This window comes from Pseudomonas sp. SST3 (assembly GCF_003325755.1).
Genome location: NZ_QORI02000008.1, coordinates 43,256 through 58,901 on the forward strand (window position 1 = coordinate 43,256; position 15,646 = coordinate 58,901).

12 protein-coding genes and 1 pseudogene are annotated in these 15,646 nt (G+C 60.5%); 9 read left to right on the forward strand and 4 right to left on the reverse strand.

Annotation, left to right across the window (positions count from 1 at the left end):
* Positions 1 to 10: 10 nt before the first annotated feature.
* The 6 genes from DQ405_RS09985 to DQ405_RS10010 all read left to right on the forward strand — a co-directional run bounded on the left by DQ405_RS09985 (position 11) and on the right by DQ405_RS10010 (position 7,441).
* Complete coding sequence (locus tag DQ405_RS09985; protein WP_168424083.1) at positions 11 to 1,693, forward strand: long-chain fatty acid--CoA ligase; 1,683 nt, start codon at positions 11 to 13, stop codon at positions 1,691 to 1,693.
* 63 nt (positions 1,694 to 1,756) lie between these two features.
* Positions 1,757 to 2,503, forward strand: coding sequence for a class II aldolase/adducin family protein (locus tag DQ405_RS09990; RefSeq protein WP_168424084.1), 747 nt, complete (start codon positions 1,757 to 1,759; stop codon positions 2,501 to 2,503).
* A 74-nt stretch (positions 2,504 to 2,577) separates the two neighbouring features.
* Positions 2,578 to 3,507, forward strand: coding sequence for a 2-hydroxyacid dehydrogenase (locus DQ405_RS09995; protein ID WP_168424085.1), 930 nt, complete (start codon positions 2,578 to 2,580; stop codon positions 3,505 to 3,507).
* Between the two features lie 810 nt (positions 3,508 to 4,317).
* Positions 4,318 to 6,027, forward strand: a complete 1,710-nt coding sequence (locus tag DQ405_RS10000; RefSeq protein WP_168424086.1) for an SH3 domain-containing protein — start codon at positions 4,318 to 4,320, stop codon at positions 6,025 to 6,027.
* Entirely contained in the window at positions 5,994 to 6,701 is a 708-nt protein-coding gene (locus DQ405_RS10005) for a hypothetical protein (protein WP_206678900.1), read from the forward strand. The genes DQ405_RS10000 and DQ405_RS10005 overlap by 34 nt, the downstream gene beginning before the upstream one ends.
* A complete protein-coding gene (locus DQ405_RS10010; RefSeq protein ID WP_168424088.1) occupies positions 6,698 to 7,441 on the forward strand; it encodes a hypothetical protein in 744 nt (247 codons plus the stop codon). Before DQ405_RS10005 ends, DQ405_RS10010 begins: the two co-directional genes overlap by 4 nt.
* Before the next feature lie 255 nt (positions 7,442 to 7,696).
* Here the strand turns inward: DQ405_RS10010 and DQ405_RS10015 are convergent, their stop codons facing one another.
* Positions 7,697 to 9,277, reverse strand: a complete 1,581-nt coding sequence (locus DQ405_RS10015) for a class I adenylate-forming enzyme family protein (RefSeq protein WP_168424089.1) — start codon at positions 9,275 to 9,277, stop codon at positions 7,697 to 7,699.
* A gap of 297 nt (positions 9,278 to 9,574) precedes the next feature.
* On the opposite strand from DQ405_RS10015, the gene DQ405_RS10020 reads away from it, so the two are divergent.
* Positions 9,575 to 9,913: a hypothetical protein gene (locus tag DQ405_RS10020; RefSeq protein ID WP_168424090.1), complete on the forward strand. Its 339-nt coding sequence runs from the start codon at positions 9,575 to 9,577 to the stop codon at positions 9,911 to 9,913.
* A gap of 159 nt (positions 9,914 to 10,072) precedes the next feature.
* Here the strand turns inward: DQ405_RS10020 and DQ405_RS10025 are convergent, their stop codons facing one another.
* The 3 genes from DQ405_RS10025 to DQ405_RS10035 form a co-directional block, all read right to left on the reverse strand.
* Positions 10,073 to 10,876 carry an OmpA family protein gene (locus tag DQ405_RS10025; RefSeq protein WP_168424091.1) on the reverse strand — a complete coding sequence of 268 codons (804 nt, stop codon included), beginning with the start codon at positions 10,874 to 10,876 and terminating at the stop codon, positions 10,073 to 10,075.
* 50 nt (positions 10,877 to 10,926) lie between these two features.
* On the reverse strand, positions 10,927 to 11,322 hold the full coding sequence (locus DQ405_RS10030) for a DUF4398 domain-containing protein (RefSeq protein WP_168424092.1): 396 nt from the start codon (positions 11,320 to 11,322) through the stop codon (positions 10,927 to 10,929).
* A gap of 219 nt (positions 11,323 to 11,541) precedes the next feature.
* A complete protein-coding gene (locus DQ405_RS10035) occupies positions 11,542 to 11,883 on the reverse strand; it encodes a pilin assembly protein (RefSeq protein ID WP_168424093.1) in 342 nt (113 codons plus the stop codon).
* 200 nt (positions 11,884 to 12,083) lie between these two features.
* On the opposite strand from DQ405_RS10035, the pseudogene ppc reads away from it, so the two are divergent.
* Both ppc and adk read left to right on the forward strand, forming a co-directional pair.
* Positions 12,084 to 14,719: pseudogene (ppc, locus tag DQ405_RS10040) on the forward strand (phosphoenolpyruvate carboxylase).
* A 249-nt stretch (positions 14,720 to 14,968) separates the two neighbouring features.
* Positions 14,969 to 15,616: an adenylate kinase gene (adk, locus tag DQ405_RS10045; protein WP_168424094.1), complete on the forward strand. Its 648-nt coding sequence runs from the start codon at positions 14,969 to 14,971 to the stop codon at positions 15,614 to 15,616.
* The last annotated feature ends 30 nt before the right edge of the window (positions 15,617 to 15,646 follow it).

Consider the following 15,646-nt stretch of genomic DNA (forward strand, 5'->3'; position numbering starts at 1 on the left):
GAGTTCTGTAATGTTCACTCGTCATCATGCGGTCTGGCCCGAGGATCTGCCAAAACACCTGACGGTGCCGGAAACCAGCCTGTTCGCCAATCTTGAGATCTCCGCGCGGCGCTTCCCGGACAAGACGGCCATCGTCTATTACGACACCCTGATCAACTACACCGAGCTATTGCGCGATGTGGAGGCGCTGGCCGGCTACCTGCGCCACCTGGGCGTCGCCAAGGGCGATCGGGTCCTGTTGTACATGCAGAACTCACCGCAGTTCACCGTCGCCTACTACGCGATCCTGCGTGCAGACGCCGTGGTGGTGCCGGTCAACCCGATGAACCACAGCGCCGAACTGGAGCACTACCTGCACGATACCGGTGCTGAGGTGTGCATCTGTGGCCAGGAGCTGACCGGCTTCATCTCGCCGCTGGTAGGCGCCGCGCAGCTGCGGCAAGTGATCGTCGCGGCCTATTCGGAATATATTCGACAGGCCACCGATCTGGCGTTGCCGGCCGAAGTGCAGGCCGCTCCGATACCGCCGGATTTTGCCGGTGGCGTTAGCTGGGCCGAGGCGTTGAGCGCTGGCCATGCGCCGGGCCTGCATACGGCCGGCCCGGACGATCTCTGCGTGTTCCCCTATAGCTCCGGCACCACCGGTGCACCGAAGGGCTGCATGCATACCCATCGCTCGGCCATGGCTACCATCATTCATCGCGTGGTCTGGACCAACAGCACCAGCGAATCGGTGACCCTCGCGACGCTGCCGTACTTCCATGTCACCGGCATGCAGGGCGCCATGAGCGGCCCGATCTACAACGGCGGCACGGCCGTGATCATGACCCGTTGGGACCGCAAGGTCGCGGCCCAGCTGATCGAGCGGCACGCCGTGACCGGTTGGGTCAATATTGCCACGATGGCCATCGATTTTCTCTCCGATCCGGATCTGGAGCGGTACAACCTGTCCAGCCTGGTCAGCGTCGGCGGTGGCGGGGCGGCGATGCCGAAGGCGGTGGAGGAGAAGCTGCACCGGCTCACCGGCCTGCGCTACATCGAGGGCTACGGGTTGTCGGAAACCATCGCGGCCACCCACATCAATCCGGTTCACCGGCCCAAGGCGCAATGCCTCGGCATTCCGGTGTTCGATGTCGACAGCCGCGTCATCGACCTGAACACTCAGGCCGAACTCGGCCCCAACGAAGTGGGCGAGATCATCAGCTACGGTCCACAGCTGTTTCGCGGCTACTGGAACCGGCCAGAGGAGACCGAGCGCGCGTTCATCGAACTGGACGGCAAGCGTTTTTTCCGCACCGGGGACATGGGCTACTACGATGAGGAGGGCTATTTCTTCCTCGTCGACCGGGTCAAGCGCATGATCAACGCTTCGGGCTTCAAGGTCTGGCCATCGGAGGTCGAAAGCCTGATGTACCGCCATCCGGCGATTCAGGAGTGTTGCGTCATCTCGCGGCCCGATCCCAAGCGCGGGGAGACGGTCAAGGCCTGCGTGGTGCTGCGTGATGGGCAGGCGGGGTTGGTAAGCGGGCAGGACATCATCGACTGGTGCAAGGCGGAAATGGCAGCGTACAAGGCCCCGGTCTATGTGGAATTCGTCACCTCGTTGCCGCGTTCGTCCACCGGCAAGCTGATGTGGCGCGCCTTGCAGGAAGAGGAGAACCGCAAGCACGCCACCAACCTCCAGAAGGCCTGACGCCACCGACAAATTGCGAGCGATGCGCCACCGGGCGCCTTCGAAACCAAAGGAGAAGATGCTATGCAAGATTCAAGTTCGACGAATCGGGACGCGGAATGGCAAGTGCGCAAAGACCTCGCCGCGGCCTATCGGCTGGTGGCGCACTTTGGCTGGGACGACCTGGTTTTCACTCATTTGTCGGCCCGTGTGCCGGGTCCTGAACATCACTTCCTGATCAATCCGTACGGCCTGCTGTTCCAGGAAATCACCGCCTCGTCGCTGGTGAAGGTCGATCGTGATGGGCAGATTGTCCAGAGCGGCAGTCTGCACCGGGTCAACCCTGCCGGCTTCACCATTCACAGCGCCGTTCACATGGGACGCGAGGACGCCGGTGCGGTCATGCATCTACATGCCGCTGATGGCGTGGCAGTGTCCGCCCACTGCGATGGGCTGTTGCCGCTGAGTCAGACGGCGATGCTCTGCCTCGATCATCTCTGTTATCACGAGTATGAAGGCGTCGCGTTGGATCTCAGCGAACGTGAGCGGCTGATACGTGATCTCGGCGACAAGCAGATGATGATTCTGCGCAACCATGGCGTGCTCACCGCCGGTGCTACCGTCGCTGAAGCCTTCACCTACCTCTACTTCCTGATGAAGGCCTGCGAGATTCAGGTGCGCGCTCAGGCCTGCGGCCCGACTCACTTGCCATCCGCCGCGGCCATTGAGACCACGCGCCAGCAGTCTGCCGAGTTGGGCAGCGCGGCCAAGCTGACCTGGCCGGCCTTGTTGCGCCTGTTGGAGGCCAACGGTCACGTCTATGCGATATAGCGTTAGGCTGGCGCCATGAGCCGTCTGCTGGGCAGGTGGCCTCTTTTTTTCAACAGAGCAGAAGTAGAGTGCCCATGAAAATCCTTTTCGTTGCCGCCGATCCCAAACCGGAGCGCTGGACCAATCTAATTCAGCAGCACCTGCCGGAGGCGCAAATTCAGGTCTGGCACTCGGACATGCCGAGCTGCAATGCCGATTACGCCATCGTCTGGCACCCACCGGCGGCGCTGTTCGACAGGGAACCGCAGCTCAAGGCCGTCTTCAACCTCGGCGCTGGCGTGGACGCGCTGGTGCAGGTACCGAACCTGCCGCGCAATATCCCGGTGGTGCGTCTCGAGGACGCGGGCATGGCGGTGCAAATGGCCGAATACGTCGCTTATCACGTCATCGGCATCTCTCGCGACATGGACGTCTATCGTGAGCAGCAAGCCGCTGGCCAGTGGAAACTCCGCCGGCCGATTGAACGCAGCGAGTGGCCGGTCGGCGTGCTCGGGCTGGGTCATATCGGCCAGCGTGTCGCGCGCACCCTGGCGGGACTGGAGTATCCCGTGTGCGGCTGGGCGCGCTCCACTTACGCCATCGACGGCGTCCGCAGTTTTGCCGGCGAGGCGGGACTCGACGGATTCCTTGGTGAGACGCGCGTACTGGTCAATACGCTGCCGCTGACCGACAGCACACGTGATCTTATTAACTACTCGTTGCTGTCGCGACTCAGGCCCGATGCCGTAGTCATCAACGTCGGTCGTGGCGAGCATCTGGTGGATCAGGATCTTTGTCGCGCCATCGAAGAGGGCCGTGTATCGCGCGCTGTGCTCGACGTGTTCCGTGAGGAGCCGCTGCCGACGACGCATCCATTCTGGCGCCTCCCACAGGTGAGCATCACTCCGCATGTCTCGGCGCGCACCTTGCGCGAGGCGACTGTTGCCCAGATCACCGACAAGATCGTCTCACTGGAGCAGGGGCAAACCATCAGCGGCATCATCGATATCCAGCGCGGCTATTGAATTCGGGTAGAAACAGCCCCGAACGACCGGTTGCCGCACAAGCCAAAAGCTTCGCCCCGGGGCGGGCCTCCCACAAAAAGCAGTGAGATGCGCTCAGGCCCTGTAGGAGGCGCGCCTCGCGGCGAATGCAGGCCGCAGGCCTGCCCAGCAAGAGCCAACGCTTCATCCCGCGGCGGACCTCTGCCCCCTTTTGGGTCGTCCCTCTATTGTTCGTTTTTGCTCAACGACGTGGTGGCGCTGTGCCGCGTTCGTTGACAAGGCCAGGAGGAGGGCAGCCGATGATTAAGCCCTTCGCCAGTTACCTGACCAGCCACGACGACCAGCGCGATGCGGTGATCAAGTGGACGCAGGATTGCCAGCCGGCCCCGACAAGGGCCTGACCTGCCTGATTGATAACGACAACGCCGGCTGGCTGTGGACCAACCTGATTTCGAGCGCGATGCCTGCACGTCGGGGTGCAGTGCCGGACTTCGAGATCGGTTTCATCAGCCGGGTTTGTCAGCGTTTGTGCTCCTGCTTGGCGGTGGTTACCTGGCGCAGAAAACCTGTTTGCAGCTCTGAGAAGAACAGGCGCCACTTACTGCAGGCCATACGCCGAGACCCACCACCAAGCTGCGCAACGTATTGCGCAGCTTGGTTTTTTACCGCGAACCAGACCATAAAACCGCTCTATTCAATTGCACCCGTCAGGTGCTTTGTCGCAAGGTTGAGTGGCGGGGTAAAGGCTCAACCTCCCCGGTTGAAGGGCCACAACAAGCGCAGGCAACGAACGCCGACGTTACCAACGAAAAGGACTTTGGGTGAGTAGCGATGACGAGCAATGTTAACCATTGGAGCTATCCCTTTGCCGGCAGCGCAGGCAATCCGTTGGCAAACCTGACCAATCTGGCCAAGGCGAGGGGCGGCTACTACCCGATGGGCGCCAACGGCCTGTGGCATGGCGGCGTGCATTTTGACCAAGGCACCGCCGGCGCCTTCGATCAGTCCAGCGTGCGTTGCATCGCTGATGGTGAGGTGATTGCCTACCGCATCGACGGGCAATATCCAATAAGCGAGTACACTGGCGAAATCCCGCTGATCCAGCGCGCGCTTTTCTCCACCGGGTTCGTGTTGGTCAGGCATCGACTGGCGCTTCCGCCATTGCGCGCTACATCTGCATCGGACGCGCCAGAGCCGGCCTTGACGTTCTATAGCCTCTACATGCATCTGCAGGACTGGGCCGGATATCAAGCCCAAACGAGCCTGCCACGCCCTGATTTCTGGGGCGAAGGGATCTATTGCGTCGAAACACAGGGCTCGGACCTCAATGTGCGTGCCGAGCCCAGCCGGAGCGCTAAGGTATTGGCCGCTTTACCCAAGGGAACGCGGGTCAGGGTTGGCGCCAGTAAAGGTGAATTTCGCAAGTTGCTGAGCATCGTCAGCGGAGCGGCGCGGCCTGCTCTCGCGCCTGCCGATGGCGAAGAGACCTTGCCGGGTTACCTGGCCCTCAAGTTCCTCAAGGCACAAAGCGAACCCAAAGCCAAAGGCAGCGTCGTGGTACTGGACCAGCCCGTGCCGATCAAGGCCGGCGACCTTATCGGCCACCTCGGCCGCTATCAGAGCCCCGACGAAGCCATGCCCCAACCCCTGCTGCATCTGGAGGTATTCAGCTGCGATGATGTGCCTGCATTCATTGCCCAGAGCAGGGTTTATGCCTCCCGCCTGCCGGAGACGCAGAAAACCCTGCTGAAGGTCTACAAAGGCGCCAGCAAATTGATTCCGCATCGCGAGGGTATCGATACCGACAATCCACCCAGGCTCAGCGACGAAGGCGTGATGGTCGGCGTCGACCTCGTGCTGCCGCAGAGCCTGCTCGACAGCCTGCCGGCAGACGCCAAGCTGGTGGTGACGGCCAGCACTGGCGACATGTCATGCAGCCCCGAGACCCGCTGGTGGCGTCTCGATAACCTGCTGGTCGACAAGGACGGCCAGCCGATCAGCGGCTGGTTGGCCGAACAGGAAATGATCACCACTCGCCACAGCCCCTGGGAGTGGGAAGGCTACGACTTCATCGAAGACCGCGAACGCCCTGCCGGTGCTCTGGCGTATCACCTCGAAGCCCTGCGCCGCCTGATCGACAGCGAACGCGCCAGCTACCAGAGCATGATCGACCAATCCGACAAGGGCCCGGTCAAGCAACGCCTATACGCCATCCTCGACGGTAACGGCGATCAAAAAATCACTCCGGAGGAAATCCGCACTGCTCTGGGCAAGCCTTGGCACGCCCAATCCATCGCACAGCTGATCACCAAACATGAGAGTGAATGGTTCTGGAACCCGGACAAGTGGGACGAGCTGGATGAACTAATGGAACACAGCCCCGCCGACCCGAACCCGGACTGGGCCGAAGAGAAGAAGCGGATCGAGAACTGTCGTGGTGGAAGGAGTTGGGCGGGAAGCATGGAATCAATGCGGATGGGATGGTTTGGCATTTTCATCCAGTATCCATGCTGGCGTTATTTATCCAGGCGGATCAATTAATTAATGTTGATCTGTTCGTCGAAAAGTATGTCAGTACCCATTCGATATTTAATGTCGGCATACCAGCCTTCTCACAGGCTTCAAAAAATAACCTGCGCGCTGTTGTCGAACAAATTAATAGGTTCTATAGGGGTAAGAATCACGACGCCAATCTGTACGAGCTGGCATATATGTTAGCCACGGCACGCCATGAGGCATGGCACTTTCTTAGCGCTGAGTACTTCAGTGCAAAGCCGGAGATCGGCAATCTGGCTTATTTCAATAAGTACGACCCGGTGCTTGCGGAAACGCCGGAGCACAGAACTCGAGCCATCACCAATGAGAATACTGAAAAAGGAGATGGCTTCAAATATCGTGGACGTGGACTGGTTCATTTAACTTGGAAAGTTAATTATCGGAAGGCCGGGAGGCACTTCAATATCAATTTTGTTGAGAATCCCGAAAAAGCAGCCGAATACCAGCATGCCGTTCCAATTATGATCTGGGGAATGAAGGCAGGTATTTTTACCGGGCACAAGCTTGCTAGCTACATAAATGCATCAGCGGTGGACTATGTAAATGCCAGAAGGATTATCAACGGTACTGACCAGCAGGAGCTGATTGCAAGCTATGCAAAAAAATTCGAAGCCATACTGAGAGAAACCTCCGTCGCAAAAGAGACCTTCAACCCATGAACTACCCACTGATTGCAGCCATCGTTACGTTCCTTGCTCTCTCTGAGCCCATCCAGGCGGCATCAAGCGTAATGAAGTTCGAGCGAGGAAGCCACGCGGAAATTTATACTGCCGACAATGAAAGCGGATTGCTGGAAATCGAGTGGAAGGGCTCCTCAGATAAATTCCTCGCTGCCGTGGGCAGCAGCGGCGAAACTTATCGGGCCTTGGTTAGCTTTAACGAAGGGCCCGCTTTGTACTATGAGAATTCTGCCTCAAGCACGTCGTTTGAAGTGTATTACACACTAAAAATAGAAAATGACACCCCTGTTGTTGACTGCATCTACGGCAATATCCGTAACGCGCAGAATGGCGTTTCTATCAGGAAGGCTGTCTGTGATCTGAATTATCCACTTATCAGTGATTACCAAAATTTGATATTCCATTACTCAGACAAATGGATAGGCGAATCGAATATAGTCAATTTCGAAAAGTTGATAAGCGAACCAAGCCAGCCTGTCGATGTTCCAGTCGGTAGTATAGGTGAGGTTAATGTCGTATTGCGCTATGACACGCTTGATGATCTGATTTCAGCGACTCCTAGGACACTTATAATGCACGGTGCTGCGTCGCAAGACCTCGGGACCGCGATTGCTTTTTTTGTATACGATGCAGACGGTATAACTCCGTTGGGTTTGGACGTGCAGAGATGTTCAGAAACCCATCGTCTGGATCGGCTTTATACACGACAGTTACCATAGGTTCAAAGAGCTGGGCTATATGTGAAATGCACAGGCCATCGCTATTTCAATAAGGCTATAAAGGGTTAGATAAGCTAAGAATCTAAGAGCGCTAACAAGTGCTCTGCAAAAAAATAATTATCATGCTCATCTTGGTGTGTTGGAAGTGTGCGTAGCTTGTGGGTGGAGTATGAGGCTCTAAATTCAAGCCCGACGCTGGATGAGGCCACTGACCTGCCTTGACCCACCAAGGCGCAATGCGTCGGGTGTTCCCCTTCAAGCGGCCGTGCCGTGCTCCGCCAGGTATCGATCCCGCAGCTCGCGCTTGAGCACTTTGCCGATGGCGCTGCGCGGCAGCTCGTCCGTCAGCTCCAGGCGTGCCAGGCGCTGGGTCTTGCCGACGCGACCGTTGAACCAGTCCAGCAGCGCCTCGGGCGTGTCCGTCGCGCCGGGAGCGGGCACGACGAAGGCCACCGGGGTCTCGCCCCAGCGCGTGGACGGCACGCCGACCACGGCCACGTCGGCGATGGCCGGGTGTTCGCGAAGGATGGCCTCGAGATCGCTCGGGTAGAGGTTGAAGCCGCCGGAGATGATCATGTCCTTCTTGCGGTCCAGCAGGGTGAGAAAGCCTTGCTCATCGAAGCGACCGACGTCGCCGGTGCGGATGAAGCGCTTACCGCTGGGGTCGAACCATTCAGCTTCGGCGGTCTTCTCCGGTTTGTTCAGGTAGCCGGTCATCATGGCCGGGGAGTGACCGACAATTTCGCCGATTTCCCCTTTGGGTAGTTCGTTGCCCTCGTCGTCAATGACGCGAATATCGTGGCCCTCGGCGGGTTTGCCGACGGTATGCAGCTTGTCGGGGTGCTCGTGGGCGGCCAGGATGCAGGTACCGCCGCCTTCGGTCATGCCATAGGTGTCGACCAGGCCCCCCGGCCAGCGTGCCAGCACCTCGGCTTTGAGCGCAGCGTTGAACGGTGCGCTGGTGCAGAACTTCTGCCGGAAGTGGCTGAGGTCGTACTGGTCGAAGTCGTCGCGCGCCATGATCCGCTGGTACTGCACCGGCACCAGCATGGTATGGGTAACGCGATGCTGCTGGGCCAGCCTCAGGTATTGACCGGCGTCGAACTTGCCCATCAGCACCACCGTGCTGCCCAGCGCCAAGGTCGGCAGGAAGGCCACCAACGTGGTGTTGGAGTACAGCGGCGTGGAGATCAGCGTGGCGGCATTTTCGCCATATCCGTAGGCGGCACTGCGGCGCACATGTGCCCAACGCATCGCATGGGACTGCACGATGCCCTTGGGCTCGCCGGTTGTGCCGGAGGAATAGATGATGTTGAACGCCCAATCCGGCTGGATCGCGACCGGTTCCGGTTCCGGTTCCGGCTTCGCATCACTCAGCCACGCGGACAGTCCGTTCGCTACGGTCTGATCCAGTCGCAGGGTTGGGCAGGGCAGCTGTGCGGTCACCGGCTCCAGATGCTGCGCCGACGGCCCGTCGACGAACAGCAGGCGCGGCGAGGCGTCCGTCAGCATGGTCAGCAGGCTTTCGGCACTGGCCGAGGGCGCCAGCGGCGCCACCGCGACACCCGCGCGCAACGCGCCGAGAAATACTGTCGCGTAGTCGATGGAATTGAACGCACAGATTGCCAGCGCGTCGCCGGGTTGCAGGCCGTCGCGCTGCAGTGCGGCAGCAATACTGCTCATCCGTGCGTCAAGCTGGGCGTAGCTCAAGCTGCGCTGGTCCTGGATCAGGGCGGGATGATCGGGCCGATACGTTGCCCAGTGCGCGATCAGCTCGGGAACGGCTGCAAAGGGCCGATCGAGGGATACGGCGTCGGGGCGGGCGGAGATATCCATGGCGGGCTCGTCCTGTCGAATGAACATCTTGTCGGTGAAGGCGCGCGGCGCCATGCAGCAGAGATGGCAGCACACCGGATGGATCAACCTTCAGTGCTAAACGCATGGGCGTGAAGCGTTATTCGCGACGGCGATGGCAGTCAATCAGCAGACGCAAAGCTTGCTGGCATTAGGGTGGCCTTGTGCGCTGCTGTAACCTCGCCAGCTAGCGTGATGTGTGCGATTTTCGGTACAGCCTTGGCCCGCGGCGGGTCAATTTTGCGACAATGCCGGCTCTTTGATCAGGCGAGCCCGTCCATGTCCGAACGTAATCCCATTCCGCTGATCTTCACAGCCATCGGCAGCGTCATCGGTACCGTTGCGGTGCTGTCCTATTATGGCTACCTGCATGTTGCCAAGCCGCAGGACGCGCTTTTGTTGGCCGATTACACGATGCTCAAGACCGTTCCCGGAGAAGACTATCGCGTCTCGCTCAAACCCGCGCCGCAGGTAGCCGAATGCATTGATGGCGTACTGGTGCTTTTCGACACTGAGCAGAAAGGACTGACCGGTGTGCTGGTCGACAGCCGCAAGCGTGCGATTCGTTGCATGGGACAGAAGGTACCGACCGCTGAGGGGGCGACAAGCAAGCCCTGACTGAGGACTCGCCTATCGCTTTGGCACGCCTGACTGCCTCTCTTTAGTCATCCCCCCCACCCCACGAGACGGTGTGGAGGGTGACCATTTCATAGCCCGCCATGCGCGGTTTTTCGGCAGTTATCGATGCTATCGCCGGTTTCCCGGCTAGGCATCGTTTCACTCCATGGAGGACCGTGGCGCGACGCGCTGATTGTCGTTGGAAATCGTCACCTCAACGCGACGGTTCATCGCCCGACCGGAGGTCGAATCGTTGCTCGCTACTGGATACTCTTCCCCGTAGCCAACCGTCTGGATGCGCTGTGGATCGACGCCGGCGTGGGTCAACGCGCGTCTGACGGACTCGGCGCGGCGTTCGGAGAGCTGCTGGTTATAGCTGTCCGAGCCGGTGCTGTCGGTATAACCTTCAACCACGACCTTACGCTCGGGATTCTCGTTGAGGAACTCGGCAAGTTTGTGCACGCCGCGCATGCCGCTTGGCTTGAGTTCCGCCTTGTTGAGGTCGAACAACACATCACCGAAGGTCACCAGCGTGCCGCGTTCGGTCTGCTTGGCTTGCAGATCCTGTTGCAACTGGCGGATCTCGTCCTGCTGGCGCTTGAGCTGCTGCTCGCGGGATTCAAGTCGGGCTTCGGCGCGTTTGGCTGAAGCCTTCTCGATTTCCTGCTCGGCGGTACGCAGGGCGATGGTCTGCTCAGCCAGCTCTATTCGGCGCTTGGCCAGATAGGCCAACTGATCCACCTTTTCCTCGTCCGCGTCGTTCAGATATGCCTGGTTGGCTTTTTCCAGCATCTTGCCGGCGTCTTCGGTTTCCAGCGCGGCCAGGCGGCTGGAACGGGCGTCGGCCTGCAGTTGCGAATATTGCCCGCGTGCTTGCTCCAGGTTGTCGTTGGGCTGCGACGAACAAGCTGCCAGCCCGATGGTCATGGCCAGCGCGGTAGGGAGAGTCAGTAATTTATTCATAACGAATCATCCTGTATGGAAGGGAAGGCATTGAGAGTTGAACGGTGCGATCACTGAATGCCGCGCATGCTTTCTTCGCGCAGTTCCTGGATCCCCCGGTTGGCGTCCTCTACGGCCTTCTGCGCCTTGGCTGCCTGGGCTTTGCGCTCGGCAACGCGTGCGTCCCACTCGGCCTGTTCGGCCAGCTTGCGGGCCTCATCGTAATTTTCCTTCTGCATGGCCAGTTCGGCCTGCTTCCATTTCTCCTGCGCGGTGCGCATTTCCACCGCGGCGTATTCGGTGCCGCCAGCACTGACAGCGCTACGCACCGCTGATTCGGTTACGGCGAACTGTTCATTCGGAGGATTGCCGGCACAACCAACCAGCAGCAGACCGCCCAGCGCGACGGCTGCCAGCTTGGGTAACTGAAAACGCGACAGGGGGCTTTCGATGGTGTTCATTTTCATGGCCAGTCTCCAATGGAGGATCGGGAAAACGGTACCCGCAAGGCTTGTGTCTGCCCTGACGGGCAGGACCGGCAATCCGGACGGGCATATTTTTGTGAGGGCATCGGGCCGCAATCGTTCCAGTGGGAAAGCAAACGAAACGCCTGGACACGGCTTTTTAGAGCCGCTGAGGAGGGCGAGGTGGCCGCTGCGGGGCACCTCGGATCGATGGTTGTCAGATCAGGACTGTTCCGATTGCTCGGCAAGCAGGCGCTCGAGATGCTTGCGCGAAAGGGCAAGAAAACGCGGCGTCGGTCCGACGTCTTCGTAGACCGGATCGCCTTGCTCGTCGTTGGCAATCACCTTGGTGCCCCGCTGATACGGCAAGCTGGTTTCGATGGCCTCGAGCGCGGCGCCGACCAGTTCTCCCAGCAGCTCCTCTGTGCTGCGCTTGGGATACATCTCCGCCAGAGCAGCCAGCCGGGCGGCGCTTTCGACGTCCAATGGAATGTTGTACTGCCGGGTGCTCATCCGGCCGGTAGCGCTAGCTTCCCATTCGCGGACCAGTTCTGAGATTTTCATGTAGCTCCATCCTTAGCCCGCCGTGGCGAGCAATAGTGGCGTGTAAGGCGAGCGGCCGTCGGACAGACTTTTCTTGCCATGCCTTGTCTTCGACGAACACGCTGGGCACTCTGTTTGGAGGGCTCTTGAAGCGTAGCCGTTCAGCATCGGTTGCATATCGGTTGTGCGCCTTAAATAGCGCGGCCTGGGGAGACACGAACATGGCGAAGATCGACGCGCGACTGCGCGAGAACGTTCACCTGCTTGGCGAACTGCTGGGCAACACCATCCGTGAACAGCACGGCGATGCCTTCTTCGACAAGATCGAACGCATTCGCAAGGGCGCAAAGAGCGCGCGCCGTGGGTCGGCCGACGGGGCCAGGCTGTTGCAGGAGACCCTTGATGGGTTGGCTGATGACGAGCTGCTGCCGATGACCCGTGCTTTCAACCAATTCCTCAATCTGGCCAACATCGCCGAGCAGTATCACCAGGTGCGTCGCCGCCGGCCCGGCGAGCCGGCTCCGTTCGAATCCGGCGTGCTGAGTGGGCTGCTCGAGCGGCTAAAGGGGGAGGGCTTTGGCCAGGAATTCCTGGCCCGGCAAGTAGGTCGTCTGGAGATCGAACTGGTGCTGACGGCGCACCCGACCGAAGTGTCGCGGCGTACCCTGATCCAGAAATACGACGCTATCGCCGCTCAGCTGGCGGCACGCGATCACACCGATCTCGGTGCGGCGGAGCTGGCCGGGATCGAACTGCGCTTGCAACGCCTGATCGCCGAGGCTTGGCACACCGAGGAAATCCGTCGCAGCCGGCCGACGCCGGTGGAAGAGGCGAAGTGGGGGTTCGCTGTCATCGAGAACTCGCTATGGCAGGCGCTGCCGAATGTGCTGCGCCAGACCGATCAGGCACTCAAGCGCAGCACCGCCCTGCACTTGCCGCTGGACGCGGCGCCAATCCGCTTTGCATCCTGGATGGGCGGCGATCGCGACGGTAATCCCAACGTGACGGCGAAGGTGACCCGCGAAGTGTTGCTACTGGCACGCTGGGTAGCGGCTGATTTGTTTCTGCGTGACATCGAAGGGCTGATTACCGCGCTGTCGATGCAAACCGCCAGCGAAGAACTGCTGCGCCACAGCGGTGAGTCAGCCGAACCTTACCGGGCGTTGCTCAAGGGCCTCCGTGAGCGCCTGCAGGCCACGCGCGACTGGGCCAGCGCCGCGGTCGAGCACGACCACCCGGCGCCACTGGCGGTGCTGCAGGACAACCGTGAGCTACGCGAACCGCTGGAACTCTGCTACCACTCGCTGCATGCTTGCGGCATGGGCGTCATCGCCGACGGCATCTTGCTCGACACGTTGCGCCGGGTTGCGGCGTTCGGTCTGTTTCTCGTACGCCTCGATATTCGTCAGGATTCGGCTCGGCATGTCGCGGCCTTGGCGGAGATCACCGATTACCTAGGGGTTGGTCACTATGATCAGTGGGACGAGCAGCAACGCCTGGAATTTCTCCAGCGCGAGCTGAACAACCGCCGCCCGCTTTTGCCCCCGCACTTTCAACCATCGGCCGAAACCGCCGAAGTGCTGGCGACCTGCCGCGTGGTGGCGCAGGCACCGGGTGCATCGCTTGGCTCGTATGTCATCTCCATGGCTCGGGGCGCCTCGGACGTGCTGGCAGTTCAGCTGCTGCTGAAGGAGGCCGGTCTGCAACGACCGATGCGCGTCGTGCCGCTGTTCGAGACCCTTGACGACCTGAACAACGCCGGCCCCAGCATCGATCAGTTGCTGGGGTTGCCCGGCTATCGCCAGCGCCTGCATGGCCCGCAGGAAGTTATGATCGGCTATTCGGATTCGGCCAAGGATGCCGGCACTACGGCAGCCGCCTGGGCGCAGTACCGCGCGCAGGAAAGCCTCGTCGAGATCTGCCGCGCGCACCAGGTCGAACTGCTTTTGTTCCATGGTCGTGGCGGCACAGTCGGTCGGGGCGGCGGTCCGGCCCATGCGGCGATCCTTTCGCAACCACCCGGCTCGGTGACGGGGCGCTTCCGTACCACTGAACAGGGCGAAATGATTCGCTTCAAGTTTGGGCTGCCCGATATCGCCGAGCAGAACCTCAGCCTGTATCTGGCCGCGGTACTGGAAGCGACCCTGCTGCCGCCGCCAATGCCTGAGCCGGACTGGCGCGAGACCATGGAACAGCTGGCCGCTGAAGGCGTCAAGGCATACCGCAGTGTGGTGCGCGAACATCCGCAGTTCGTCGAATACTTTCGCCAGGCCACGCCCGAGCAGGAGCTCGGACGCCTGCCGTTGGGCAGTCGGCCGTCGAAGCGCCGCGAGGTGGCGTCGAAAGTCTGCGGGCGATCCCCTGGATATTCGCCTGGACCCAGACACGGCTGATGCTGCCCGCCTGGCTGGGCTGGGAGCGGGCGCTACAGACTGCGCTGGACCGCGGCGAGGGCGATCGCCTACAGCAGATGCGCCAGCGCTGGCCATTCTTCAGCACCCGCATCGATATGCTCGAAATGGTGCTGGCCAAGGCCGATGCCGAGATTGCCAGTCGCTACGACGAGCGCCTGGTCACCGCACAACTGCAGCCGCTGGGTCGCGATTTGCGTGACCGATTGTCGCAGGCAGTGGCGGCGGTGCTCGGGCTGACCGGTCAACCGGAGCTCCTCGCGCACAGTCCTGAAACGCTCGAGGCATTCAGCCTGCGCAATACCTATCTCGACCCTCTGCACCTGATGCAGACTGAGTTGCTGGCCCGTTCACGGCAGCAGCCGGATCCCGCCGAAAGCCCTCTGGAACAGGCGCTGCTGGTCAGTGTTGCGGGTATCGCGGCGGGGCTGCGCAATACCGGTTGAGGCCGAGCGAAAGCCGTCACGTTGCGCCAGGTAGACGTCATTACGGCTGTCTGGCGGCATTTTCCTGTCTCGGCGTGCGGCTGCAGGCCGGTCAAACGCAGGCCAAGGGAGCCGCTTGTCTGCATTCTGTGCGCTGTGTATCGTGTTCAACCTTTTGTCGCATGGCGGCAAACCAGAATTTTTGATTCGCCAGAGGTGGGGTTGCAGACAATCCTGGCGGCATCCCTTTGCAAACTTGAGGACTCATCCATGCGCGTAATTCTGCTGGGAGCGCCCGGTGCCGGGAAAGGCACACAGGCTCGCTTCATTACCGAGAAGTTCGCCATTCCGCAAATTTCCACTGGCGACATGTTGCGTGCAGCGGTCAAGGCCGGCTCGCCGCTGGGCCTGCAGGTCAAGGACGTCATGGATAGCGGTGGTCTGGTTTCCGATGAAATCATCATCGCGCTGATCCAGGAGCGGCTCCAGCAGGCCGATTGCTCCAATGGTTTCCTTTTCGATGGCTTCCCTCGCACCATTCCCCAAGCCGAAGCGCTGCGTGATGCCGGCGTAAAGCTGGACCACGTGCTGGAAATCGCTGTAGACGACGAGGAAATCGTCGGTCGTCTGTCCGGCCGCCGTGTGCATCCGGCTTCCGGTCGCGTCTACCACACCGAACACAACCCGCCGAAGGTTGCCGGGGTCGACGATCTCACCGGCGAGGAACTGATTCAGCGCAAGGATGACCTGGAAGAAACCGTTCGCCATCGTCTGGCCGTCTACCACTCGCAGACCAAGCCGCTGGTAGCCTTCTACCAGAACCTCGAAGCGACTGAGGGCACGCCCAAGTGCAGCCGCGTCGAAGGCGTCGGTTCGGTAGAAGACATCACAGCGAAGGTGATGGCTACGCTCAGCTGATCTACCCCGATACACGGAAACGGCCCGCTT